Annotated in this window: 20 protein-coding genes; 11 read left to right on the top strand and 9 right to left on the bottom strand. The window is 73.4% G+C overall.

The window, feature by feature from the left end:
* The first annotated feature begins 99 nt into the window (after window positions 1-99).
* The 5 genes from N8K70_RS11895 to N8K70_RS11915 are packed head-to-tail and all read left to right on the top strand — an operon-like array spanning window position 100 to window position 3,965.
* Window positions 100-561 carry a carboxymuconolactone decarboxylase family protein gene (locus N8K70_RS11895; RefSeq protein WP_317138554.1) on the top strand — a complete coding sequence of 154 codons (462 nt, stop codon included), beginning with the start codon at window positions 100-102 and terminating at the stop codon, window positions 559-561.
* Window positions 562-571: 10 nt separating this feature from the next.
* The gene (locus tag N8K70_RS11900; RefSeq protein ID WP_317138555.1) at window positions 572-1,471 is read left to right on the top strand and encodes a sigma-70 family RNA polymerase sigma factor; all 900 of its coding nucleotides are present in this window, start codon (window positions 572-574) and stop codon (window positions 1,469-1,471) included.
* Between the two features lie 12 nt (window positions 1,472-1,483).
* The gene (locus N8K70_RS11905) at window positions 1,484-2,314 is read left to right on the top strand and encodes a phosphotransferase family protein (RefSeq protein WP_317138556.1); all 831 of its coding nucleotides are present in this window, start codon (window positions 1,484-1,486) and stop codon (window positions 2,312-2,314) included.
* 50 nt (window positions 2,315-2,364) lie between these two features.
* Window positions 2,365-3,003 (top strand): pyroglutamyl-peptidase I, encoded by a 639-nt coding sequence (gene pcp, locus N8K70_RS11910; RefSeq protein WP_317138557.1) that lies wholly within the window; start codon window positions 2,365-2,367, stop codon window positions 3,001-3,003.
* A 56-nt stretch (window positions 3,004-3,059) separates the two neighbouring features.
* Window positions 3,060-3,965, top strand: a complete 906-nt coding sequence (locus N8K70_RS11915; protein WP_317138558.1) for an LLM class flavin-dependent oxidoreductase — start codon at window positions 3,060-3,062, stop codon at window positions 3,963-3,965.
* A 72-nt stretch (window positions 3,966-4,037) separates the two neighbouring features.
* Here N8K70_RS11915 and ispG read toward each other — a convergent pair whose 3' ends face one another.
* Window positions 4,038-5,189 carry a flavodoxin-dependent (E)-4-hydroxy-3-methylbut-2-enyl-diphosphate synthase gene (gene ispG, locus N8K70_RS11920; protein WP_317138559.1) on the bottom strand — a complete coding sequence of 384 codons (1,152 nt, stop codon included), beginning with the start codon at window positions 5,187-5,189 and terminating at the stop codon, window positions 4,038-4,040.
* A gap of 321 nt (window positions 5,190-5,510) precedes the next feature.
* Here ispG and N8K70_RS11925 point away from each other — a divergent pair, with 321 nt between their 5' ends.
* Window positions 5,511-7,448 carry a chorismate-binding protein gene (locus N8K70_RS11925; RefSeq protein WP_317138560.1) on the top strand — a complete coding sequence of 646 codons (1,938 nt, stop codon included), beginning with the start codon at window positions 5,511-5,513 and terminating at the stop codon, window positions 7,446-7,448.
* Window positions 7,449-7,538: 90 nt separating this feature from the next.
* Here the strand turns inward: N8K70_RS11925 and N8K70_RS11930 are convergent, their stop codons facing one another.
* The gene (locus tag N8K70_RS11930; protein WP_317138561.1) at window positions 7,539-8,432 is read right to left on the bottom strand and encodes a DMT family transporter; all 894 of its coding nucleotides are present in this window, start codon (window positions 8,430-8,432) and stop codon (window positions 7,539-7,541) included.
* 27 nt (window positions 8,433-8,459) lie between these two features.
* Window positions 8,460-9,794 (bottom strand): M50 family metallopeptidase, encoded by a 1,335-nt coding sequence (locus tag N8K70_RS11935; RefSeq protein WP_317138562.1) that lies wholly within the window; start codon window positions 9,792-9,794, stop codon window positions 8,460-8,462.
* Window positions 9,795-9,867: 73 nt separating this feature from the next.
* Between N8K70_RS11935 and N8K70_RS11940 the strand changes: the two genes are divergently transcribed.
* The 3 genes from N8K70_RS11940 (at window position 9,868) to N8K70_RS11950 (ending at window position 13,041) form a co-directional block, all read left to right on the top strand.
* Window positions 9,868-10,473, top strand: a complete 606-nt coding sequence (locus tag N8K70_RS11940) for a hypothetical protein (RefSeq protein WP_317138563.1) — start codon at window positions 9,868-9,870, stop codon at window positions 10,471-10,473.
* 135 nt (window positions 10,474-10,608) lie between these two features.
* Complete coding sequence (locus N8K70_RS11945; RefSeq protein ID WP_317138564.1) at window positions 10,609-11,346, top strand: DUF1775 domain-containing protein; 738 nt, start codon at window positions 10,609-10,611, stop codon at window positions 11,344-11,346.
* A gap of 78 nt (window positions 11,347-11,424) precedes the next feature.
* Window positions 11,425-13,041, top strand: coding sequence for a Mur ligase family protein (locus N8K70_RS11950; RefSeq protein WP_317138565.1), 1,617 nt, complete (start codon window positions 11,425-11,427; stop codon window positions 13,039-13,041).
* An 18-nt stretch (window positions 13,042-13,059) separates the two neighbouring features.
* Here the strand turns inward: N8K70_RS11950 and dxr are convergent, their stop codons facing one another.
* Together dxr and N8K70_RS11960 are read right to left on the bottom strand one after the other, a co-directional pair.
* On the bottom strand, window positions 13,060-14,142 hold the full coding sequence (gene dxr / locus N8K70_RS11955; RefSeq protein ID WP_317138566.1) for a 1-deoxy-D-xylulose-5-phosphate reductoisomerase: 1,083 nt from the start codon (window positions 14,140-14,142) through the stop codon (window positions 13,060-13,062).
* Between the two features lie 7 nt (window positions 14,143-14,149).
* Complete coding sequence (locus tag N8K70_RS11960) at window positions 14,150-15,097, bottom strand: FKBP-type peptidyl-prolyl cis-trans isomerase (RefSeq protein ID WP_317138567.1); 948 nt, start codon at window positions 15,095-15,097, stop codon at window positions 14,150-14,152.
* A 141-nt stretch (window positions 15,098-15,238) separates the two neighbouring features.
* Here N8K70_RS11960 and N8K70_RS11965 point away from each other — a divergent pair, with 141 nt between their 5' ends.
* Entirely contained in the window at window positions 15,239-16,012 is a 774-nt protein-coding gene (locus N8K70_RS11965) for a lysophospholipid acyltransferase family protein (RefSeq protein ID WP_317138568.1), read from the top strand.
* A gap of 3 nt (window positions 16,013-16,015) precedes the next feature.
* Here the strand turns inward: N8K70_RS11965 and N8K70_RS11970 are convergent, their stop codons facing one another.
* Entirely contained in the window at window positions 16,016-16,483 is a 468-nt protein-coding gene (locus tag N8K70_RS11970) for an OsmC family protein (protein WP_317138569.1), read from the bottom strand.
* A gap of 67 nt (window positions 16,484-16,550) precedes the next feature.
* On the opposite strand from N8K70_RS11970, the gene N8K70_RS11975 reads away from it, so the two are divergent.
* Entirely contained in the window at window positions 16,551-17,546 is a 996-nt protein-coding gene (locus N8K70_RS11975) for an asparaginase (protein ID WP_317138570.1), read from the top strand.
* Between the two features lie 6 nt (window positions 17,547-17,552).
* Here N8K70_RS11975 and N8K70_RS11980 read toward each other — a convergent pair whose 3' ends face one another.
* The 3 genes from N8K70_RS11980 to N8K70_RS11990 all read right to left on the bottom strand — a co-directional run bounded on the left by N8K70_RS11980 (window position 17,553) and on the right by N8K70_RS11990 (window position 22,210).
* Entirely contained in the window at window positions 17,553-20,357 is a 2,805-nt protein-coding gene (locus N8K70_RS11980) for an FtsK/SpoIIIE domain-containing protein (protein ID WP_317138571.1), read from the bottom strand.
* A 61-nt stretch (window positions 20,358-20,418) separates the two neighbouring features.
* Window positions 20,419-21,267, bottom strand: a complete 849-nt coding sequence (locus N8K70_RS11985; protein ID WP_317138572.1) for a PP2C family protein-serine/threonine phosphatase — start codon at window positions 21,265-21,267, stop codon at window positions 20,419-20,421.
* Between the two features lie 145 nt (window positions 21,268-21,412).
* Entirely contained in the window at window positions 21,413-22,210 is a 798-nt protein-coding gene (locus N8K70_RS11990; RefSeq protein WP_317138573.1) for a large exoprotein, read from the bottom strand.
* Window positions 22,211-22,263 lie beyond the last annotated feature (53 nt).

Raw genomic sequence — 22,263 nt, forward strand, 5'->3', positions numbered from 1 at the left:
CTGCTCCCCGCGGGCGTGGGGCGTCACACTCCGGCGGCGCCGTCCGACACCTGTCATGAGGCGCACCGCACCCGGCGGACGGCCGACGAGGAGAAACCCATGACACGGATCAGCATCGGGCGCACGAACAGACTCGGCTATGCCGCCGTGGGCGCGTTGGAGGCCTACGCGAGAGGCGCGGTCGACCGCGAGCTCTACGAGCTCGTGAAGCTCCGCGCATCCATCGTCAACGGATGCGGGTTCTGCATCGACATGCACGTGACCGACGGCCGGTCCCGAGGCATCCCGCACCGCAAGCTCGCCGCCGTCGCGGGATGGCAGCATGCGGGCCCGCTCTTCGACGACCGGGAGAGGGCAGCACTCGCCCTCACGGACGCGATCACGCGCCTCGGCCCCGACACGGTGACGGACGAGATCTGGGACGAGGCGGCGCGCCTCTTCGACGACGCGGGGCTGGGAGCCCTCGTGCTCGCGATCTCGACGATCAACGTGTGGAACCGCATCGCGATCGCGACGGAGATGGAGCCGCCCGTCGACGACAGGCATCCGGCGCATGGCTAGCGTGGGCTCCATGCCGTCCACGTCCCCCGCCGCGACCGCGTGGCGGGGAGAGCGCGACCGGCTCGTCGGCATCGCCTACCGGATGCTGGGCGACTTCGGCCATGCGGAGGACGTCGTCTCGGAGGTCGCCGTCGAGGCGCTGCGCGCCGAGACGGACACCGACGTGCGCTCCTGGCCGGCCTGGCTCACCACGACGTGCGTACGCCGCTCGATCGACCGGCTGCGGCAGCTCGCGGCCACGCGCGAGGAGTATCCGGGGCCATGGCTCCCCGAGCCCGTCGCCACCGGGCTGCTGCCGGACGAGGTCGTCGCGAACCGCGAGCTGCTGTCGATCACGGTGCTGCACCTCGCCGAACAGCTGACTCCCGAAGCGCGTGCCGCCGTCGTGCTGCACCGCGCCTTCGGCATGAGCGCCGTCGAGATCGCACCGCTTCTCGATCGCTCCCCCGACGCGGTGAGGCAGCTCATCTCACGCGGCGAGCGCCGTCTGAGGATCGACGACCACGCCCCCGCCCCCGCCTGCGGAGACCCCGAAGCCGTTGCCAGGATCGTGCGCGCGATCGAGCAGGGAGACGTGACGGGCGTCCTGGCGCTGCTCGACGAGGACGCCGTGCTGTGGACGGACGGCGGCGGCCGGGTCAAGAGCGCGCTCAACCCGATCTTCGGCGCCGATCGCATCGCGCGGTTCTTCCTGGGCATCCTCGACAAGGCGTGGGCGGATTCCGAGAGCGGCACTCCTGGCGTGGCGGCGGTGGATGTCAACGGCCAGCCCGCGCTGTCGCTGAGCCTGCACGGCGTGCACGACGTCCTGGTGCTCGAATTCTCGCCGGACGGAGGCATCAGCGAGCTGCGCCGCGTCGCGAACCCCGAGAAGCTCACGCGCGCCTTCCGACTCCGAGGGGACCCCTGAGAGGATGGTCGGATGGGGAATGACGAGCAGGACGTCGCGTCGCTCGTGCGCGATGCCGCGGAGCTCCTCGGCCGCCGGGTGCATTTCGACCGGTTCCTGTCCGGAGGGCAGCACGCCGTCACGGCGGTCGTGCTCGATGAGGGACGGCCTCTCGTCGTGCGTCGGTTCCCGCCCGGAGACGACGCCGTCGCGCGCGAGGCCGCGACGCTCCCCCGGCTCGCGTCGCTCGGCGCCCTCGTCCCGCAGCTGGTCGCGCACGACGGCGACGCGGAGCATCCGCTCATCGTCACGACGATGCTCGGCGGCACCACGCCGCCGCCCGGGCTCGATCCGGACCGGATCGCCCGCGAGATGGCGCGCGTGCTTGCCCGCATCCATGCGCTCCCCGGATCCGGCCTCCCGCACAACCCCGTGGCGCCCCCGCGCGGCGACGGGCCGCTCGCACGCCGCAGCAGAGACGGCTGGGAGGGGCTCGACACGAGCGAGCGCGTCCTCGCCCACACCGACTTCTGGAGCGGCAACGCCGTCTGGCGGAGCGGCTCCCTCACCGGCATCGTCGACTGGTCCGGAGCGAGCGACGGGCCGCGCGGGGTCGACCTCGCCTGGTGCCGCCAAGACCTCGTGCTTCTCGGATCGCACGACGCCGCGCACCTTCTGCTGCGCGAGTACGAGAGGCATGCGGGCGTCCGGATCGACGACATGCGCGCCTGGGACGTCCACGCCGGCGCGCGGGCGGAGGACCGCGTCGAGACCTGGGCGCCGAACTACGCCGGGATCGGCCGCGCGCACCTGACCGAGACCGTGCTGCGCGAGCGGCTCGACGCGTGGAACCAGCTCCTCTGAACCGGCCTGCTCCGCATCGAGCAGGGCGCGCCTGCTCCTAGGCTGTTCGGATGACCACCGTGCTGCTGACCGGATTCGAGCCCTTCGGCGGCGACGCGCGCAATCCCTCCGAGGAGGCCGTCGCCGAGGTCGGACGCGAGTGGAGCGGCCCCGAGACGCTCGTCACGGCCGCCCTTCCCGTGGCGTTCGACGCTGCGGCGGAAGAGCTGCGCCGGCTCGTCGTGCAGCACGCGCCCGACCTCGTCATCGCGACGGGTCTCGCCGGCGGGCGCGACGCGGTGACGCCCGAACGCGTCGCGATCAATCTCCGCGACGCCCGGATCCCCGACAATGCCGGGCAGCAGCCCGCGGACGCCCCGTGCGTCGAGGGAGGCCCTGCCGCGTACTTCTCGTCGCTCCCGGTCAAGGCGATCGTCCGCGCGATCGCCGACGACGGCATCCCCGCCTCCCTGTCGCACACGGCGGGGACCTTCGTCTGCAACCACGTCTTCTACGCGGCGTCCGGCCTCGCCGCCGCGCACCCGGGGCTGCGCGCCGGGTTCATCCACGTGCCCTGGTCGACCGAGACCGTGCCGGACGACTCCCCCGCGCTGCCGACCGCCACCATCGCTCGGGCGCTCGCCCTCGCCCTCCGCGCCGCGCTCGACTCGGAGGAGGACCTCGCCGTCCCCGCCGGCACGCTGCACTGAGCACGACCCGGAGGAGGGCCCGCTCGCCGAGCACGCCGCATCGCTACGCTCAGAGCATGAAGTTCAGTCTCTGGCTGCCCGCGAATCTGTCCTGGCACGACCTTCGTGCCGCCGCGGCCCATGCCGCAGCGCCGAGGGCGGGATCCGTCGACTGGCGCGGCCTGTGGCTCGAGGACCACTTCATGGACAACACCGACGAGCCGAACGACGGCGCGCGAGGAGAGGCGCTGACGCAGCTCACCGCCCTCGCGGCGACCGTTCCGGACGTGCGGATCGGCTCGCTCGTGCTCGGCAACACCTACCGGCACCCGGCCGTCGTCGCGAAACAGGCGGCGGCGATCAGCGACATCAGCCAGGGTCGATTCGTGCTCGGACTCGGCGCCGGCTGGCAGGAGAACGAGCACCGCGCCTTCGGCCTCGAGTTCGGCGACGTGCCCGCGCGGATCCGGTGGTTCCGCGAGGCGCTGCAGGTGATCACCGCCCTGCGGGACGAGGAGTTCGCCGACTTCGAGGGCGAGCGCTACCGTCTCGAGCACGCGTCGCTGAACCCGAAGCCGCATCCCCCGCTTCCGATCCTGATCGGCGGCAAGGGCGAGAAGGTGATGCCGAAGCTCGTCGCGCGCTACGCCGACGAATGGAACATGTGGTCGACGCCGGACCTGTTCGCGGCGAAGAACCGGATCTTCACCGCCGCGCTCGAGGACGCCGGCCGCGACCCCGCGACGCTGTGGCGCACCACGCAGGCGCTCACCTTCCAGGGCGACGACGGTGCGGAGAGAGCCGCCCGGTCGGCCCGCCCGGCGATCGGAGGGACGCCGTCGCAGCTCGTGGACACGATCGCGGCGTTCGCCGAGGCGGGCGTCGACGAGTTCATCCTGCCGCTGACGGGCGTCCACGATGTCGCGAGGATCCAGGACCTCAGCGACCGCTTCCTCGCCGAGGTGGCGGTGCACGTCGCCTGATCGCGCGGCCGCGTGGAAGCCCGCTGGATCGATGACGGCGGGACGGCCGCGGGGACGGGCGGGCGAGCGGTCCTAGACCGTGACGACCTGCGCGGTTCCGGTGGGGGCGGCGGGGCCCATCTCGTCGGCGATGCGATTCGCCTCGTCGATGAGGGTCTGCACGATGTCGGCCTCCGGGACGGTCTTGATGACCTCGCCCTTGACGAAGATCTGGCCCTTGCCGTTGCCGGACGCCACGCCGAGGTCGGCCTCGCGCGCCTCACCGGGGCCGTTCACGACGCAGCCCATGACGGCCACGCGCAACGGCACGGTCATGTCCTTCAGACCGTCCGTCACGTCGTTCGCGAGCGTGTAGACGTCGACCTGCGCACGCCCGCACGACGGGCACGAGACGATCTCGAGCTTGCGCTCGCGGAGGTTCAGCGACTGGAGGATCTGGTGGCCGACCTTGACCTCCTCCGCGGGGGGCGCCGACAGCGACACGCGGATGGTGTCCCCGATGCCCTCCGAGAGGAGGATGCCGAAGGCGGTCGCCGACTTGATCGTGCCCTGGAACGCGGGCCCCGCCTCGGTGACGCCGAGGTGCAGCGGCCAGTCTCCGCGCTCGGCGAGGAGGCGATAGGCCTTCACCATGACGACGGGGTCGTTGTGCTTGACCGAGATCTTGAAGTCGTGGAAGTCGTGCTCCTCGAACAGGCTCGCCTCCCACACGGCCGACTCCATGAGCGCCTCGGGCGTCGCCTTGCCGTACTTCTCGAGAAGGCGCTTGTCGAGGGATCCGGCGTTGACGCCGATGCGCAACGAGACGCCGGCCGCCTGGGCGGCCTTCGCGATCGCGCCGACCTGGTCGTCGAACTTGCGGATGTTGCCCGGGTTCACGCGCACGGCGGCGCAGCCGGCGTCGATCGCCTGGAAGACGTACTTGGGCTGGAAGTGGATGTCCGCGATCACGGGGATCTGGCTCTTCTTCGCGATGATGTGCAGCACGTCGGCGTCGTCCTGGCTGGGCACCGCGACGCGGACGATCTCGCAGCCCGACGCGGTCAGCTCGGCGATCTGCTGCAGCGTGGCGTTGATGTCGGTCGTGGGCGTCGTCGTCATCGACTGCACGCTGACGGGCGCGTTTCCGCCGACGAGGACCTTCCCCACCCGGATCTGGCGGGACTTCCGCCGCGGGGCGAGGGTCTCGGGGACGCGGGGCATACCGATGTTGACTGCAGGCACGGTCCCCAGGTTACGCCGCATGAGGTGGAAGCGGCCTGGACGGCCGACGAGGTCAGAACGGCGGCGGCTCGCCGACGAACGCCTCCGCGTCCGTCGGCTCCCCGCGAGGGGGTCGGAGACGCGGAAGCGGGCCGCGCAGACGAGCCGTCGACGGGGCACATCGCGCGCCTGTGGTAGTTTCGGGCGCATGATCGCGAACCGCACCTGGTGGCACGCCTGACCGGCGGCGCTCTCGCGAACCTCGATACCGACCGCCCAGTTCAACCGGATGGGGCGGTCTTCTCTGTTTGAGGGCAGCCTCGCCCAAGAGGAGTACGACGCATGACCGGGCACCCTGCCCCCACCCCCGCCACGGCTGCGATCATCGCGCGCCTGGCCGCAGATCCCGCCGCCTCGTTCGCGCTCATCGCCCGCGAGGGCGGCGACTCCGTGGAGGTGCTCGAGGGAGAGGCGATCGACGTCGAGCTGCTCGGAGACATCCCGCTGACGGATGGCGACGGGAGGCCCCGAGAGGTGCTCGCGCTCGTCCCCTACCGGCAGGTGCGCGAGCGCGGGTTCGAGGCGCACGACGACGGCGCCCCGCTGCGCTGCCTCACCGTCGACGCGCACGCCGCCGTGCCCCTCGCGGATGCCGTCGCCTCGCTGCCCTCGGCCACCATCCCGCTCGCCGACGCCGGCTTCGACCTCACGGACGAGGAGTACGCCGGCATCGTCCGCCGCGTCATCTCCGACGAGATCGGCCGGGGCGAGGGCGCGAACTTCGTCATCCGCCGCGACTACGTCGCCGGTGTCGACGCCGACCCGCGCACCGCCGCCCTCACGTGGTTCCGGGCGCTCCTCGAACACGAGCGCGGCGCCTACTGGACGTTCGCGATCGTCACGCCCGGGCACGTCGCCGTGGGTGCGAGCCCCGAGGCGCACGTGAGCGCCCAGGACGGCATCGTCACGATGAACCCGATCTCCGGCACGTTCCGCCATCCCCCGGGCGGTGCGACGGTCGAGACGCTCACCGAGTTCCTCTCCAGCACGAAGGAGACCGAGGAGCTCTTCATGGTCGTCGACGAGGAGCTCAAGATGATGAGCGCCGTGTGCAGCGACGGCGGCCGCATCACGGGACCGCATCTCAAGGAGATGTCGCGCCTCACCCACACCGAGTACGTGCTGCGCGGGCGATCGCGGCTCGACCCGCGGGAGATCCTGCGCGAGACGATGTTCGCGCCGACCGTGACCGGCTCCCCCATGCAGAACGCGTGCGCCGTCATCCGCCGCCACGAGAGGACGCCGCGCGGCTACTACTCCGGCGTCGCCGCGCTCTTCACGCCGAACGCCGAAGGCGGGCACGATCTCGACGCCCCGATCCTCATCCGCACCGCTTACCTCGAGGACGGACGCCTCCGCGTGCCGGTCGGCGCGACGCTCGTGCGCCATTCCGACCCGTACGGCGAGGTGAGCGAGACCCACGGCAAGGCCGCAGGCGTGCTCGGCGCGATCGGCGCGATTCCGCGCGCCATCACGATCGTCCCGGACGACGACGAGCCGGCACCGGCTCGCCGGCTCGCCGACGACCCGGCCGTCGCGGCCCTCCTCGCCTCGCGCAACGTGCGCCTCGCGCCGTTCTGGATGCAGGAGCAGGGCGCGTCGGACGCGACCCCGCTCGCGGGGCACCGCGCGCTCGTGGTCGACGCCGAGGACCGCTTCACGACGATGCTCGCCCATCAGCTGCGCCATCTCGGCCTCGACGTGGACATCGTGCACTGGAGCGAGGCGTCGGCCTCGCGCCTCGACGCCGCGGAGCTCGTCGTCGCCGGCCCCGGCCCGGGCGACCCGCGAGACGACGGCAACGAGCGCATCGCACGGATGCGCGACGTCGTCTCGCGCCGCCTCGCGCGGCATCGCCCGCTGCTGGCCGTGTGCCTGAGCCATCAGATCGTCGCCGATCGCATCGGCATCGGGCTCGGCTCGCTCGCGAGCCCGCACCAGGGTCTGCAGCTGAGCGTCGACCTGTTCGGGGAGGAGGCGTCCATCGGCTTCTACAACACCTTCACGGCGCGCGTGACGCCCGGCGTGAGCCGGCTGACGCCGAGCGAGACGCGCTGCGGGGAGGTCGGCGCCGTCGAGATCGCCGCCGACGCCGCGACGGGCGACGTGTACGCGCTGCGGGGCCAGGGCTTCGCATCGGTGCAGGGGCACCTCGAGTCGATCCTCTCGCGCGACGGCCTGCGCACGCTCGAGCGCCTCGTGACCCACGCGCTCGGCTGAGACGCGGCGCGTCTCGCCGCCGGGCGGGGCGGACGCCGGGCCGGCTGCGGGGCGGCCGTTTCGTCGTTCGTCTCGGCGGCCCGGCGCGTCTTACCCGGATCGACGCCGTTCGGAGGTCAGCGCGACCCCGACGAGCACGAGCGCACCGCCGACGACCTCGTCGACGGTGACCGGTGTGCCCAGCAGGATGCTCCCCGCCACGGTGAACACGGTGATGAGGTTGAGGAAGACGCCCGCGCTCGGGGCGGGGATGACCTGGAGCGCGATGTTCCAGAGCACATAGGAGACGAGGGAGGGGAAGACCGCGATGTACGCGAGCGACCCCCAGCCCGCGGCCGTGTCGGGCAGGTCGAGCCCCGAGAACAGCGCGAACGGCGCCATCCCGACCGCCACGACGAGCGCCTGCGACGCCACGGACGCGATGGGAGGCAGCCGCGGACCCGTGCGGCCCAGGACCGTGTAGACCGTCCACGCCACGATCGCGACGAGCATGAAGAGGCTGCCCGCGGAGAGAGGATGCGACGCCAGCGCGAACGGGTCGCCCCCGGTGAGGATCCACACGACGCCCGCGAACGCCGTCGCGATGCCGATCACGCCGCGCACGCCCGCTCGTGCGCGGAGGAACACCGCTGCGGCGATCGCGATGAGCGCGGGATTGAACGCGTTGATGAGCGAGGCGTTGAGCGCCGTGTCGGCGTCGAGCGACAGATAGAGGAAGACGTTGTAGGCGGCGATCCCGAAGACCGCGAGGAGGACGGTGCGGGGCCAGTTGCGGAGGACGAGCCGCCAGTCCGGCCTCTCCACGACCTGGGCGACCACGAAGAGCGGCGCGACGGCGAGCGCCCAGCGCATCCACACGAGGCTGATGACGCCCATCTCGCCGACGGCCGTGCCCCCGATGAGGAAGTTGCCGGCCCACGCGAGGGTGGCTCCGACGAGGGCCAGGACGCCGACCCACGGCCGGACGGCAGGAGCGACGTTCACCCCGTCACGCTACCGGCTTTCCCGCGCTCAGCCGCCGAGCAGCTGCACGGGGTTGAAGATGTCTGCGGCGAAGAGCAGCGCGCCCATGCCGACGAGCAGCACGACGACGACCAGCGTGACCGGCACGAGCCGGGTCGCGTCGGTCGGGGCCGGGGGCGGACGGCGGAAGAGCTTCGCGAACGCGCGCCGGACGCCGTCCCACAGCGCGACGAGGATGTGCCCGCCGTCCAGCGGCAGGAGGGGCACGAGGTTGAAGACGAACAGCGCGATGTTGAGCGACGCCAGCAGGCTCACCATCACCCCGACACGGTCCATGATCGGCGCGTCGGCGGCCGCGACCTCGCCCGCGAGACGCCCGACGCCGACGACGCTCATGGGGCCGTCCGCGTCGCGCTCGCCGCCCGTGAACAGATCGTATGCCGTGTCGTAGAGGCGCGCCGGCAGGTTGGCGACGATCTGCACGACGGCTCCGACGTTCTCGAAGGCGGCCTGCGGCCCCGCCCAGATCGGCTCGCGCACGCGCTCGACGGACGAGGTGATGCCGGCGTAGCCGACGGTCTCGACCGACGTGCTGCCGTCGTCGGCCGTCACCTCGACCCGGTTCTCGATCGGGGTCAGCGTGAGGGTCACGTCCGCCCCGTCCCGCTCGACGACGACGAGGATGGGCCGCCCCGGGTTCGCCTGGATGATGGCGGACGCCTCGGCGAACGTCGACACGGCGGTGCCGTCCAGCGACACGAGGCTGTCGCCCGGCTCGATGCCCGCGGCGAGCGCCGGGGCCGCGGCGTCGCCGTCGGCGCACTCGGTGGCCGTCGAGCCGGCAGGGAGCACGCACTCCGCGACCGAGGACACGGTCGTCGTGGCCTGCTGCATGCCGATGCCGCTGAAGAGCACGGCGAAGAGGACGACGGCGAGGACGAGGTTCATGAGGGGCCCGCCGAGCATGATCACGACGCGCTTCCACACCGACAGGCCGGAGAAGGTGCGCGACGCGTCGACGCCGTCGAGGGTCTCCTCGTTCGCGGCCTGGGCGTCCTGCACGAGCGTCGCGTAGATGCTGCGCCTGCGCGTCTCCCGCGCGGAGGCGGCCCCCGCGAGCGCGGGCGCCTTCGCGTCGGCGCTCGCCGCCGGATACATGCCCGCCATGGAGATGTAGCCGCCGATCGGGAACGCCTTCAGGCCGTACTCGGTCTCGCCGCGTCGCTTCGACCAGACGGTCGGCCCCATGCCGATCATGTACTGGCCCACGCGCACGCCGAACCGCTTCGCCGGCACGAGATGACCGATCTCGTGCAGCGCGATGGAGACGCCGAGGCCGATGACCATGACGACCACGCCGATCAGGAACGCGAGCACACCCACCCCGACACGCTAGCCGTGTCGGCTATGAAACGCCCGCATGACGCGATGCGCGCCGGCGCTCTATCCTTGGCGGGTGACCGCCCGGCAGCTGCGCGCCCTCCGCGGCGCCGCCGCATCGGGCACGGCGACCGTGCTGGCCGCCGTGTCGCACACGCTCGGAGGGGGCGCGGCGCCCGCTCCCCTGCTCGTCCTCGCGATGGCCGCGCTGCTGACGCCGCCCGCCGTCGTGCTCATGGGGCGCCGGACGAGCCTGCCGCGGCTCGTCGCGACGGTGCTGACGTCGCAGGCCGCGTTCCACCTGACGTTCGTCGCGCTCGGAGCCCCCGTCTCGCGTCCCGCGTCCTCCCCGCCATCCGCGCACGTCCACGATCTCGCGGCGCCCTCCGCGCTCGGCTCGTCGTCGAGCGCCGCCGTTCTCGCCGGGCAGGCCGGCGCGGCCATGATGGCGGCGCACGCGGTGTCGGCGCTCGCCACGATCGTCCTGCTCCGGCGCGGCGAGCACGCGCTCCGCGCGATCGCGTCGTGGGCGGTCGCGGTGGCGCGCCGCGCAGCCGACCCGGCGCCGGTCCTGCCGTCCGCGCCGCCGTCCCTCCCCGCCGCCGCACCCGCGTCGCGGGCGAGCCGGCTGTGCCACGACGCCCGCCTGCAGCGCGGGCCGCCCGTCTCCGCCGCCTCCTGATCGCCCCGTCCCGACGGGGCCCCGCCGACGCGCCCGTGGAGCATCCGCTCCGGGCCGTGTCGCTTCCGGCGCGCATGCGCCGCGGATGCGCATGTCCGTGCGCGTCCGGATCGAACAGAGCCAGAAGGAACCCTCATGACCGTCCCCACCACCGTCAACGCCACCCGCCGTCGCCGTCGCGGCCGCCGTGCGGCCGCCGCCGCGCTCGCCGGAGCCCTCGTCGTCGCCGCTCCCGTCGCCGCGCAGGCGCACGTCTCGGTCTCTCCCGACACCCCCGTCGCCGGCGCGTCCGACGTCCTCACGTTCTCGTTCAGCCATGGCTGCGACGACTCCCCGACGACGGCGCTCGTCATCTCGACGCCCGACGAGGGCCTCGACTCCGCCGTGCCCACCGTCCAGGCCGGATGGAGCATCGACGTCGACCGCGACGCGTCGACGGGCGTGGTCTCGACGATCACCTACACGGCCGACGAGCCCGTGCCCAACGCGATGCGGGCGGCCGTCGAGCTCTCCGTGAGATACGCGCAGGATGCGCCCGAGTCGCTCGCGTTCCCCGTCGAGCAGGTCTGCGAGGAGGGGTCGGCCTCATGGTCCGAGATCGCGGAGGAGGGCCAGGATCCCGACGACCTCGAAGCGGCGGCCCCCGTGGTGACGCTCGCCGAGACCCCGGCGGAGGCGGGCGCATCGTCCCACGGCCACGGCGACGGCGAGGAGACCGCCGACGCCGGGACGGCCGACGCCGGGACGGCCGAGGCCGACGGCGCCTCCGCGCTGCCCGTCGCGGTCGGAGCGCTCGGCGCGGGCGGGTTCGTCGCGGGCGTCGCGGCACTCGTCGTGAGCGTCCTCGCCTACCGCCGGGGCGCGCGCGGCTGAGCCGCCGCGGGGCGTCGCCGGCGACACCCGTCGATGCCCCGCGCGGTCGCCTCCGGAGCGCGTGAGACGATGGGGAGGATGTCCGAGTCACCGTCGAACCTGCCCCCCGTCCTGCGGCCGGAGAACACGCCGAAGCGCCCGCTGACCGCGCTCGCCGAGCGCTTCGGCGGAGAGCTGCGCGGCGACGCGTCCGGAGTGGAGGTCAGCGGCGTGACCCTCGCGACGGCCGATCTGCGCCCCGGCGAGGCCTTCGTCGCGATCCGCGGCGTCAACCGGCACGGGGCGGAGTTCGCCGCCGTCGCCGCGGAGAAGGGCGCCGTGGCGGTCGTGACGGACGCGGGCGGCGCGGAGATCGCCGCCGGCTCCGGGCTCCCCGTCGTGGTGGTCGACGATCCGCGTGCCGTCCTCGGAGCCCTGTCCGCGTGGGTCTACCGGACCGGGCGCGACGACGACCTCCCGCTGCTGCTCGGGACCACCGGCACGAACGGCAAGACCTCGGTCACGCACCTGCTGGACGGCGTCCTGAACCAGCTCGGCGTCGTGACGGGCCTGTCCTCCACGGCGGAGCGGCACATCGCGGGCGACGTGATCGTCTCACGGCTGACGACGCCGGAGGCGAGCGAGTTCCACGCGCTGCTGGCCCTCATGCGCGAGCGCGGGGTGGAGGCCGTGGCCGTCGAGGTGAGCGCCCAGGCGCTGACCCGTCACCGGGTCGACGGCATCGTCTTCGACGTCGCCGCGTTCACCAACCTCACGCACGACCACCTCGACGACTACGCCGACATGGACGAGTACTTCGAGGCGAAGGCGCCCTTCTTCACGCGCGAGCGCTCGCGCAGGGCCGTCGTGTCCCTCGACTCGACGCCCGGCGCGGAGTACGCGCGGCGCGCCACGGTGCCGGTCGTGACGATCGCGACGCCGTCGATCGCGGCCGACCCCGCTCTCGCGGCGGGCGCCGACTGGATCGTCACCATCGACGAGGAGCGCCAGGAGGGCACGCGCTTCACCCTCACGGGGCCGGACGGCCGCGCCCTCACGTCGACCGTGCCCGTCATCGGACCGCACATGGCGTCGAATGCGGGGACCGCGATCGTCATGCTGCTCGAAGCCGGCTACGACGGGGACCGCATCGCCGCGGCCCTGGAACGCGACGGCGGGATCCGGGCCTTCCTCCCCGGCCGCACCCAGCTCGTGTCGGGTCCGGAGGGTCCCGCCGTGTACGTCGACTTCGGACACACCCCGGACGCCTTCGAGAAGACGCTCGCCGCCGTGCGTCGGGTGACGCCCGGCACGGTGCTCATGCTCTTCGGCGCCGACGGCGACCGCGACAAGACGAAGCGGCACGACATGGGGCGCGCAGCGGTCGAGGGCAGCGACATCGTCGTCGTCACCGACCACCACCCCAGGCACGAGGACCCCGCGGCCATCCGCGCCACGCTCCTGGAGGGCGCCAGGGCGGCCGGGCCGGATCATCCGATCTACGAGTTCTCGCCCCCCGAGACCGCGATCGTCGAGGCCGTGAAGCTCGTCGGCCCCGGCGACGCCATCCTCTGGGCCGGCCCCGGCCACCAGGACTACCGCGACATCAGGGGCGTGCGCACCCCCTACTCGGCCCGCGAGCTCGCCCGCCGCGCGCTCCGCGACGCCGGATGGGATGTGCCCGAGCCCTCCTGGCGCGTTCCCTACGCGGACTGAGAGCCGGGGCAGAGCGGCTCAGCGCGCCGCGATGAGGGCGTCGGCGGTCCGGCGCGCCCACGACTCGGCGTCCGCGAGGGTCTCGAGCGAGAGCCCGGCGGGCGTCTCGTGCCGGTCGAGCACGGCCTCGATCGTGTCCACGATCCCGAGGAACGGCAGGCGCCCCTCGTGGAAGGCGTCGACGGCCTGCTCGTTGGCCGCGTTGTAGACGGCCGGATGCGTGCCCCCGACCTCGCCCGCACGGCGCGCGAGGCGCACGGCGGGGAAGGCGGCGTCGTCGAGCGGCTCGAACTCCCAGGTCTGCGCCCTCGTCCAGTCGATGGGGACGTCGACGTCGGCGAGACGCTCCGGCCACGACAGCCCGAGCGCGATCGGCACGAGCATGCGCGGCGGACCCGCCTGCGCGATCGTCGATCCGTCGTGGAACTCGACCATCGAGTGGATGAGCTGCTGCGGATGCACGACGACGTCGATGCGGTCGTACGGCACGTCGAACAGCAGATGCGCCTCGATGACCTCGAGCCCCTTGTTGACGAGCGTCGCCGAGTTCGTCGTGATGACGCGGCCCATCGCGAAGTTCGGGTGCCGGAGCGCCTGCGCGGGCGTCACACCGGCGAGCCCGGATCGCGTGCGGCCCCGGAACGGCCCGCCCGACGCCGTCACGACGAGGCGGCGCACCTCGCGGCTCTCGCCCGCGCGCAGCGCCTGGGCGATCGCGGAGTGCTCCGAGTCGACGGGCACGATCTGCCCCGGCCGCGCCAGCGCCTTGACGAGCGTGCCGCCCACGATGAGCGACTCCTTGTTCGCGAGCGCGAGCGTCCGCCCGGCCTCGAGCGCGGCGAGCGTGGGGCCCAGGCCGACCGAGCCGGTGATGCCGTTGAGCACGACGTCCGCCTCGACGTCGCGCACGAGCTGCGCCGACGCCTCCGCCCCCAGCGCCGTGTGCTCGACGCCGAACTCCGCGGCCTGGGCCCGGAGCGTCTCGGCGTTCGAGCCGGTGGAGAGGCCCACGAGACGGAACCGGTCGGGGTTCGCCCGGACGACGTCGAGCGCCTGCGTGCCGATGGACCCGCTGGAGCCGAGGACGATGACGCGGCGCATGCGCGTGCTACTCCGCGGCGACGGCGTGCTGCGTGCCGAGGATGTCCACGACGAAGACGAGGGTCTCGTCGTAGAGCTCGTTCTCCTCCTGGCCCTCGACGCCGTAGCCCTCGGCCGGCGGGATCACCGCGAGCACCTGGGAGCCGACGGTCTGCCCCTCGAGCGCCTTCTGGAATCCCTCGACGACGCCCGCGGTGGAGAACTGCGCGGGGGTTCCGGCGTCCCAGCTGGAGTCGAAGACCGTTCCGTCCGACAGCTTGACGCCCGTGTACTGCACGAGCACGTTGTCGCCCGACTCCACGGTCGTGCCGTCGCCGAGCTTGAGGGTCTCGAGCTCGGTCGTCTCGGGGGCGGTCGCGCCGTCCGGGATCGTCACCGTTGGGGCGCCGTCCTCGGCGAGCTCGACCGTCGGCAGGCCCTCGACGGGCTCCTGCGGCTCGCCCCACGCGGCCGTCGGGTTCTCGCTCAGGACGTCGAAGACGTAGACCTGCGCCGTGAGCTCGGCGCCGGTGGTGGAGTCGGTCGTCGCGGGGAACCCCAGGACGAAGCGCGAGCCGATCGAGGCGCAGCCGATGTAGGGGCCGAGCGACTCAGGGGCCACCGAGCTGGGCAGCAGCTCGCCCTCGTCGTAGCCGAGCTGGCCGAGCTCCTCGCCGGACGCGGCGTCGTACGCCGTCATCGCGTAGTTGATGTAGTCGCCGGACTCGATCGGGTCGCCCTCCCCCTCCGAGATCTGCAGGCTCTGGAGCTCGGGCACCTCCAGCGGTGCGTCGAACGTGGCGGTCGACGGCTCTCCGACCTCTCCGTCGACGGTCACGGACTCGACCGCGTCTCCCGAGGGGGACACGGCGTCGCACAGGTCCGCGGGCGCGGCGGTGGCCTCCGTGTCCGTCTCGGCGTCGCCGGACGACGTGCAGCCCGCGAGGGCGAGCGCCGCGACGGCGACGGTGGACATCAGGCCAAGGGAGCGGAAGCGCACGGGAACCTCAATCGTCGGGGATTCCCCTCATCCTCCCCGATCTCGCCTCCGGAAGGGCTGAACGCGCCAGCGAACGGGGATTCCCGGCGCGGCATACGGCCGCAGTACGCTGGAGGGATGACCGACGACGTGCAGGCGCAGTCCGCCGAGCCCGGCGACGCCCCCGTCCGGCCCAGCTGGGTCTACACGCTGGGTCGCGTCGTGCTCGCGCCTCTCGCCCGGACCGTCTACCGTCCGAAGATGGAGGGCCGCGAGAACATCCCGCCGAAGGGGGCGGTGATCTTCGCGAGCAACCACCTCTCGTTCATCGACTCGATCGTCATCCCGATCGCCGCGGCTCCGCGTCCCGTCCACTTCCTCGCGAAGTCCGACTACTTCACGGGCAGGGGTCTCAAGGGCTGGTTCTCGCGGACCTTCTTCACCGCCGTCGGCGCCATCCCCGTGGACCGGGGCGCCGGCCAGGCCGCGCTCGACGCGCTCGACCGGCAGCGGGAGATCCTCGACACGGGAGCGGCCGTCGCGCTGCATCCTGAGGGGACGCGCTCCCGCGACGGCCGGCTCTACAAGGGACGCACGGGCGTCGCCTACCTCGCGCTCGAGACGGGAGCGCCCGTCGTCCCGATCGGCCTCATCGGCACCGATCGCGTGATGCCCGTCGGCGCCAAGATGCCGTCGCTCACGGAGCGCGTCACAGTGCGGTTCGGCGAGCCGCTCGATCTGTCCGTGCACGGTCCCGCCTCCTCCGGCAAGGCGCGGCGCGCGGCCACGGACGAGATCATGACCGCCATCCACGCGCTCTCGGAGCAGGAGCTCGCCGGCGTCTACAACGAGCTCCCGGCGAGCAACACGCTGGAGAAGATCAGGCGAGCGCTGCCGCACGAGCGCCGCTAGGGGTCAGCCGGCCTCGACGACCGCCTCGTGCCGGACGGGGAAGCTCACCGAGCTCGCGATGAAGCACCATTCGTGCGCGTCGTCGTGCGCGGCGACGGCCGCGTCGATCATCGACGCGTCGGAGACGGTCACGCGCGGGCGCAGGGTGACGGACTCGAACCGCCCGCCGTTGCCCTCCTGGCGCATCGTGCCGACGGCGTCGTCGACGTACGACGTGACGATCACGCCGCGCCCGACGCAGGCATGGAGGTACGACAGCAGATGGCACTCCGACAGCGAGGCGAGCAGGAGATCCTCCGGGTTCCACCGCGTCCCGTCCCCGCGGAACGGGGTGTCGGCCGAGGCGAGCAGCTCCGGCTTACCGTCGACGCGGATGGTGACGGCGCGGTCGTAGTCGCGGTAGCCGGACGTGCCGGTGCCGCGGTCGCCCGTCCAGGTGGTCGTGAGCGCATAGTGGTGTTCGCCGGGCATGACCCCATCCTGGCACCCCGCGGGGCGGCCGGCGTCGCCCGGAACGTCGCTTCGTTAGGGTTGTCTGGTGAGTGCTGAGACCTTCGCCGCCCAGGACGCCGCCGAGCTCGCCGTCGTCGAGCGCGGCGGCTTCGTCGAGTCCCGCCATGCCGGAGCGGCCGTGGTGCTCCGTCCGGACGGAGAGGTCGCCGCGATCGTCGGCCGCCCGGAGGCGCTCGTGCTGCCGCGCTCCGCGCTCAAGCCCCTGCAGGCGATCGGATCGGTCACGGCGGGCGCCTCGCTCGAGGGCGAGCGGCTCGCCCTCTCGACGGCGAGCCACACGGGGACGGATCGGCACGCCGCGGTCGTCCGCGACATGCTCGGCTCGGTCGGGCTCAGCGAGGACGCGCTCGGCTGCCCGGCACAGTGGCCGAGCGACTCCGCCACGCGCGACGCGATGGTGCGCGACCGCTTCGAGCCCTCGCGCGTCCGGATGAACTGCTCGGGCAAGCATGCGGCGATGCTCGTCGCCTGCGTCGCCGCCGGATGGCCAGTCGACGGCTACCTCGACGTCGCGCATCCGCTGCAGGTGCACATCCGCGAGGTCGTCGAGCGGCTGGCGGGCGAGCGCGTCGCCGCGACCGTGATCGACGGCTGCGGTGCGCCCGTGCACGCGCTGACCCTCTCGGGCCTCGCCCGCGCGATCCACCGCGTCGGCAGCTCCTCCGAGCGCTCGCCCTTCGCCATGCATCGCGTGGCCGGCGCCCTCGTGCGCGCCGTGCGCGAGCACCCGTGGGCCGTGGACGGACCGGGCCGTCCGGACACGATCGCCGTCGAGCGGTTCGGCGTCTACGCGAAGTACGGCGCGGAGGGCGTGCAGACGATGGTCGCCCCCGACGGCACGACCGTCGCCCTCAAGGTCCTCGACGGATCGACGCGCGCGGGCGTCCTCGTGGCGCTGACGCTCCTGGCACGCGCGGGGGCGCTCTCGGCGGACGCCGTCGACGCCTTCGCGCGCACGCATCCGCTCTTCGAGGTCCAGGGCGGGGGCGTCGAGGTCGGGCGCATCCGCGCGAGCGTCTGAACGGGCTCACGGCAGCACGATCCGCTCCGGGGGCCGTCCGTCGGCGAGGAGCCACGCCCGGGACGCGCGCGTCCGCGCATAGGGCGGGAGCTCCCGCTCCCCGGTGACGGCGCGCAGCTCCGCCGCGCACTCGGCGCCGACCACGATCGGCAGTCTCGCGCGGGCCTCCTGCAGCAGGCCCCATTGCCGCTGCCACGACTCGGGGTCGCCCGCGACGACGACGGGATGCGCGCCGGCCTCGGCGAGCCGGCCGAGAGGAATGCCCGTCGCGATCTCGTCCACGAGCACGATGCGGACGTCCGCGCCCCATCCCTCGGCGAGCGCGACACGCCGCCGATGGGGCGCGCGCACGACGAGCGCCGTCATCTCGGCCGTCGGGCGCCACGGACGCGGCTCGGGAGACCGCTGCCGATCGGCCGGCGCGGACGCCGCGTCCGGAGCGAGCGCGAACTGCACCTCGCCGCCGTCGAGGACGCCGCGGCCCGGCGGTCGGCCCGGGACGAAGCTCGCGCCGTCGCCGCCGGCCGCGGCATGCTCCGCGCGGGTGGCGAGGGCGAGGAGCGCCCGGCGCGGCAGCGGATCGATGATGCGCGAGACCGCTCCCGTGATGCGGGCCGTCGTGAGGAGCACGGTCATCCGCAGCTCGCCTGCGTCCCGGACGAGGCCCTCCAGCCGCTCTGCGACGATCTGCGCGTAGTCGTGCGGGTAGCGCCCGAGCAGCGCGTCCACGTCGTCGACGACGAGCAGGCGCGCAGGCTCGCTCTCCGCACGCGCGACGGCGTCCCACGCCCCTTCCGCGTCGCGCGGCACGACGAGCGCATCGGGCGTCTGCGACGCGACGAGGCGCACGATGCCCGTCTTGCCGCTGCCTCCCCCGCCGATCACGACGAGCCCCCTGTCGACGCCGGGACGCAGCAGCACGACCGGCTGCCGCTGCCGCTCCGGGTCGTCGGCGACGCCGAGGATCACGGCGTCGCCGTCCGCCCCCTCGTCACGGGCCCGCGCGAGCGCCGCGTCGAAGCCGATCGCGGACGGAAGGGGAGGCAGCCAGGGACCGGATGCACGCGTCCGCGCCCCCGTCGCGGCGATCGCCGCGAGATCCGGCGCCGTGGTGAGCGCGATGCGCGTGAGCTGCGGGGCTACGTCCGCCGCCCTGCGGACGTAGGCCAGGCCTCTCGCCGCCTCTCCCCCGGACAGCTCGGCCGCCTCGTCGGAGCCGATGACGCCGCGGCTCTCGGCCCGCTCGGCGACGCGCAGCGCGATCCGCAACGGGCAGTTCGCGACGAGGGCGTCGCGCAGCACGCCGCTGGAACGCTGTGTGCCGAGCACGAGGTGCATCCCGAGCGCACGGCCGCGCGCGGCGACGTCGGAGAAGACGGCGTGGAGATCGGGGTGCTCCTGCAGCATCGCCGCGAACTCGTCGACGAAGATCACCAGACGGGGCAGCCCCACCCCCGGGTCTGAGACGTCGCGGGCTCCGGCGCCCGCGATCCGCGCCTCGCGCCGCCGGAGCTCCGCGCGCAGGCTCTCGACGGCGCGACGCGACGCGGCCCCGTCGAGGTCGGTGATGACCCCCGTCACGTGCGGCAGGTGCGCGAGCGGCTCGAACGCGGTGCCTCCCTTGAAGTCGGCGAGGAGGAGCACGACGCGATCGGGGGTGTACGTCCGCGCGAGCGACGCGACCCAGGTCGTGAGGAGCTCGCTCTTGCCGGCGCCCGTGGTGCCGACCACGACCGCGTGCGGACCGTCTGCGACGATGTCGACCACGGCCGGGGACCCTCCCGACGCGCCGATGACGACCGGCAGCCGCGCGCCTCCGGCAGCCGCGGCGACCGGCTCGAGCGCGCCCAGGGTGACCTGCGGGTCGGGAGCGTCTCGTCCGTCCGCCCCGCTCCTCTCGGCCAGCGCGTCGGCCGCGGCCCCGGCCTGCGCCGCCGACACCGCCTCGAGCGCGAGGGAGCGCGTCTGCGTGCCCCGCAGCAGCCGGCCGCGGAGCGGCCCGTCGACCTCGATGATCGCCCCGCAGGCGTCCGGGACGACGCCGTCGGCGTCCGTCGCCGCGATGACGGTGCCGGCGCGGACACGCGTCGCGGCCGCGTCGACGGCGAACGCGACACGATGCACGCCGTCGGGAGCGTCGGCGCGCCGATGCGGCAGCCGGGCGGCCCAGTCCTCGTCCTCCGGAGCGGCGACCACCGCCAGCGCGGCCGGCGGCGACCTCAGGCAGAGCTGGAGGAGAAGCGCCCGTGCGACCGCCCGCGCGGTCACCCTGTCGCCGCGCACGCAGACGCCCTCGTCGAGGGCGATCGTGACGGGAGCGTCCGCGAGCACGCTCGCCCGCGCCCGCAGGCCGTCCGCCCGCTCCCCCTCGCCTCCGGTCACGCGGACACGGCTTCCGACGTCGCCGCGGCCCACGACCAGCTCGTCCGCCGGCACGCGCCAGACCCGGCGCTCGTCCGCCAGCAGCGCACCCGCGTCGACGTCGCGCCGCAGCAGCTCGGCGCGTTCGCGCTCGTGCCGGCGCGCGACCTCCTGCTCGACGCGCGCGCACGCCTCGGCGTGCTCCGCATCCGCCCTGCGCTTCTCGCGCCGCGAGCCGCGACGCCCGTCGACGATCGACGCGACCGCCATGAGCGGCCCGAGGGCGGCGAAGCACAGCGACAGGATCGACCCCGTGACGAGCCACATCGCGACCCCGCCGACGACGGGCACGATCGCCGCGAGCAACGGCCACGGCGCGCGCCGGGGAGGAGGCGCCGGCGCGGGCAGGGACAGCGGCTCGTCGATACGGGGGTCGAGGGGACTCGTCATCCCTCCATCCCAGCGGGCGGGAGCGGGCGCTGCGGCGGCGCGGCCGGATCTGTGGAGGGATCTACGCGGGCTGCGGGCCTGGGGACGCGGCGTCGGCGCCCTCGACCACGGGAAGCTGCCGCGTCGCGGAGTCGGCTCCCGCCTCGGCGACGTCGACGACGATGATCGAGATGTTGTCCCGCCCGCCGTTCTCGATGGCGGCCTCGAGCATGGCGTCGATGGCGGCCGCCGGATCGGCGTTCTGACGGAGGAAGTGCAGGATGCCGAAGTCCGTGAGCTCCTTGGTGAGGCCGTCCGAGCAGATCACGAAGCGATCGCCCGCGCGCACGTCGATGCGCACGTAGTCCGGGACGACGCTCTCGCTCGGCCCGACCGCACGCGTGATGACGTTGCCGTACGGGTGGTTCTCCGCCTCCTCCGGGCTCAGCCTCCCCGACGCCACGAGCTCCTGCACGAGCGAATGATCGACGGTGACCTGCTCGAGGGCGTCGTCGCGGTCGATGTAGACGCGCGAGTCGCCGATGTTGAGGACGACCCACGCGTCCTCGTCCCCGGAGGCGTCGAGGTAGATCCCGGTCACCGTCGTCCCGGTGCCCTCGTCCGTCGTCTCGGGATGGTCGCCGATGTCGCCGACGGCGCGCAGCAGGGCCTCCTCGATGCCGTCAGGGGAGACGGCGCCGTGATCGACCATGGCCTGCAGCCGCTCCACCGTGCTGGCGCTCGCGATCTCGCCGCCGATGTGCCCGCCCATCCCGTCGGCGACGACGAACAGCGGGAACTGCGCGAGCACGGCGTCCTGGTTCACCTCTCGCTTGCGTCCGCGATCGGTGACCGCGGCCCACGAGACGGTGACGTCGCCGCCGGACCTGCGCACGGTCCTCGTCTGCGTCGTCAGCGGTGCGTCTGGCACGTCAATCGCCTCCGGGGGTCGGGGGCGCTCGGCTGTGCGAGCGCGGATCATCACATCCTAGTCGAGGGGCGGACCCGATCGCCCGCCTCAGGCCGGGGAGGGCCGCACCGATCGGCGCGGACCTCCGCGGGAGGACGGCCGTCCGTCACGGCCGAGCGGGGGGCTGCTCGTCGGGAGCGTCGTCCTCGGCGGGCGGCTGCGACGGCGCGACGGGCGGAGCGGGAGGGGAGGGCGGCGCAGGCGGCGTCGTGGGAGTCTGCCCCGGAGGGGTGAAGGCCTGCGTCGGCGGCGCATAGCCGCCGGCGGGGGGCGGCGGGTACGCGCCGGGCGCGGGAGGCGGGTACGCGCCGGGCTGCTGTCCGTAGCCGGGCTGGGGGTAGCCGGGCTGCTGTCCGTAGCCGGGCTGCTGTCCGTAGCCGGGACGGACGGCCGCGCCCGGCTGGACGGGGACGCCGTCCCAGACGGTGCGGTCGCCGAGGAAGCCGTTGCCCGCCCAGCTCGCGGGAGGCACGTTCGGGTTCCAGCGCGACCTGTCGAACGCGTTGATGCCCAGCCACACGAGCGCGAGGAAGAAGTAGAGGACGACCCAGGCGCCCTCCTTCTGGAGCTTGAGGCCGACACGGTACGCCGCGAGGAGCGACAGCACGCCGAGCGCGAGGCTGAAGAGGAAGCCGACCCCGATCCAGCTGAGAAGGAGCGTCCCGCCGAGCCCGTACAGCACCAGCCAGGGGCTCAGATCGCCGAGCTTGAAGAAGATCATCGTGCTGTAGACGGGCACCCACGCCCGCCATCTGCCCTGCACTCCCGCCTTGTCGAAGACCTTCATCGTGAACCACGACGTCACGACGTAGACGGCGATGCCCACGATCGGTCCGACGATCGCGACGAACGCGAGGAAGGCCACCACGGCGGCGTCGCCGGGATTGGGGCCGTAGATGTCCATGGGTGCTCCCCTATCTGCGACCGGTCTCGGCCACACCCCCACGATGCCAGAGT

The organism is Microbacterium sp. AB, assembly GCF_032878875.1.
Lineage (GTDB): Bacteria > Actinomycetota > Actinomycetes > Actinomycetales > Microbacteriaceae > Microbacterium > Microbacterium betulae.

Excerpts from the sequence above, each read along its gene's own strand:
- N8K70_RS11925 (WP_317138560.1), top strand. The coding sequence starts at position 5,511 with ATGACCGGGCACCCTGCCCCCACCCCCGCCACGGCTGCGATCATCGCG.
- N8K70_RS11895 (WP_317138554.1), top strand. The coding sequence starts at position 100 with ATGACACGGATCAGCATCGGGCGCACGAACAGACTCGGCTATGCCGCC.
- N8K70_RS11915 (WP_317138558.1), top strand. The coding sequence starts at position 3,060 with ATGAAGTTCAGTCTCTGGCTGCCCGCGAATCTGTCCTGGCACGACCTT.
- N8K70_RS11980 (WP_317138571.1), bottom strand. The coding sequence starts at position 20,357 with ATGACGAGTCCCCTCGACCCCCGTATCGACGAGCCGCTGTCCCTGCCC.
- N8K70_RS11970 (WP_317138569.1), bottom strand. The coding sequence starts at position 16,483 with ATGCCCGGCGAACACCACTATGCGCTCACGACCACCTGGACGGGCGAC.
- N8K70_RS11965 (WP_317138568.1), top strand. The coding sequence starts at position 15,239 with ATGACCGACGACGTGCAGGCGCAGTCCGCCGAGCCCGGCGACGCCCCC.
- N8K70_RS11900 (WP_317138555.1), top strand. The coding sequence starts at position 572 with ATGCCGTCCACGTCCCCCGCCGCGACCGCGTGGCGGGGAGAGCGCGAC.
- N8K70_RS11950 (WP_317138565.1), top strand. The coding sequence starts at position 11,425 with ATGTCCGAGTCACCGTCGAACCTGCCCCCCGTCCTGCGGCCGGAGAAC.
- dxr (WP_317138566.1), bottom strand. The coding sequence starts at position 14,142 with ATGCGCCGCGTCATCGTCCTCGGCTCCAGCGGGTCCATCGGCACGCAG.
- pcp (WP_317138557.1), top strand. The coding sequence starts at position 2,365 with ATGACCACCGTGCTGCTGACCGGATTCGAGCCCTTCGGCGGCGACGCG.
- N8K70_RS11945 (WP_317138564.1), top strand. The coding sequence starts at position 10,609 with ATGACCGTCCCCACCACCGTCAACGCCACCCGCCGTCGCCGTCGCGGC.
- N8K70_RS11905 (WP_317138556.1), top strand. The coding sequence starts at position 1,484 with ATGGGGAATGACGAGCAGGACGTCGCGTCGCTCGTGCGCGATGCCGCG.
- N8K70_RS11990 (WP_317138573.1), bottom strand. The coding sequence starts at position 22,210 with ATGGACATCTACGGCCCCAATCCCGGCGACGCCGCCGTGGTGGCCTTC.
- N8K70_RS11960 (WP_317138567.1), bottom strand. The coding sequence starts at position 15,097 with ATGTCCACCGTCGCCGTCGCGGCGCTCGCCCTCGCGGGCTGCACGTCG.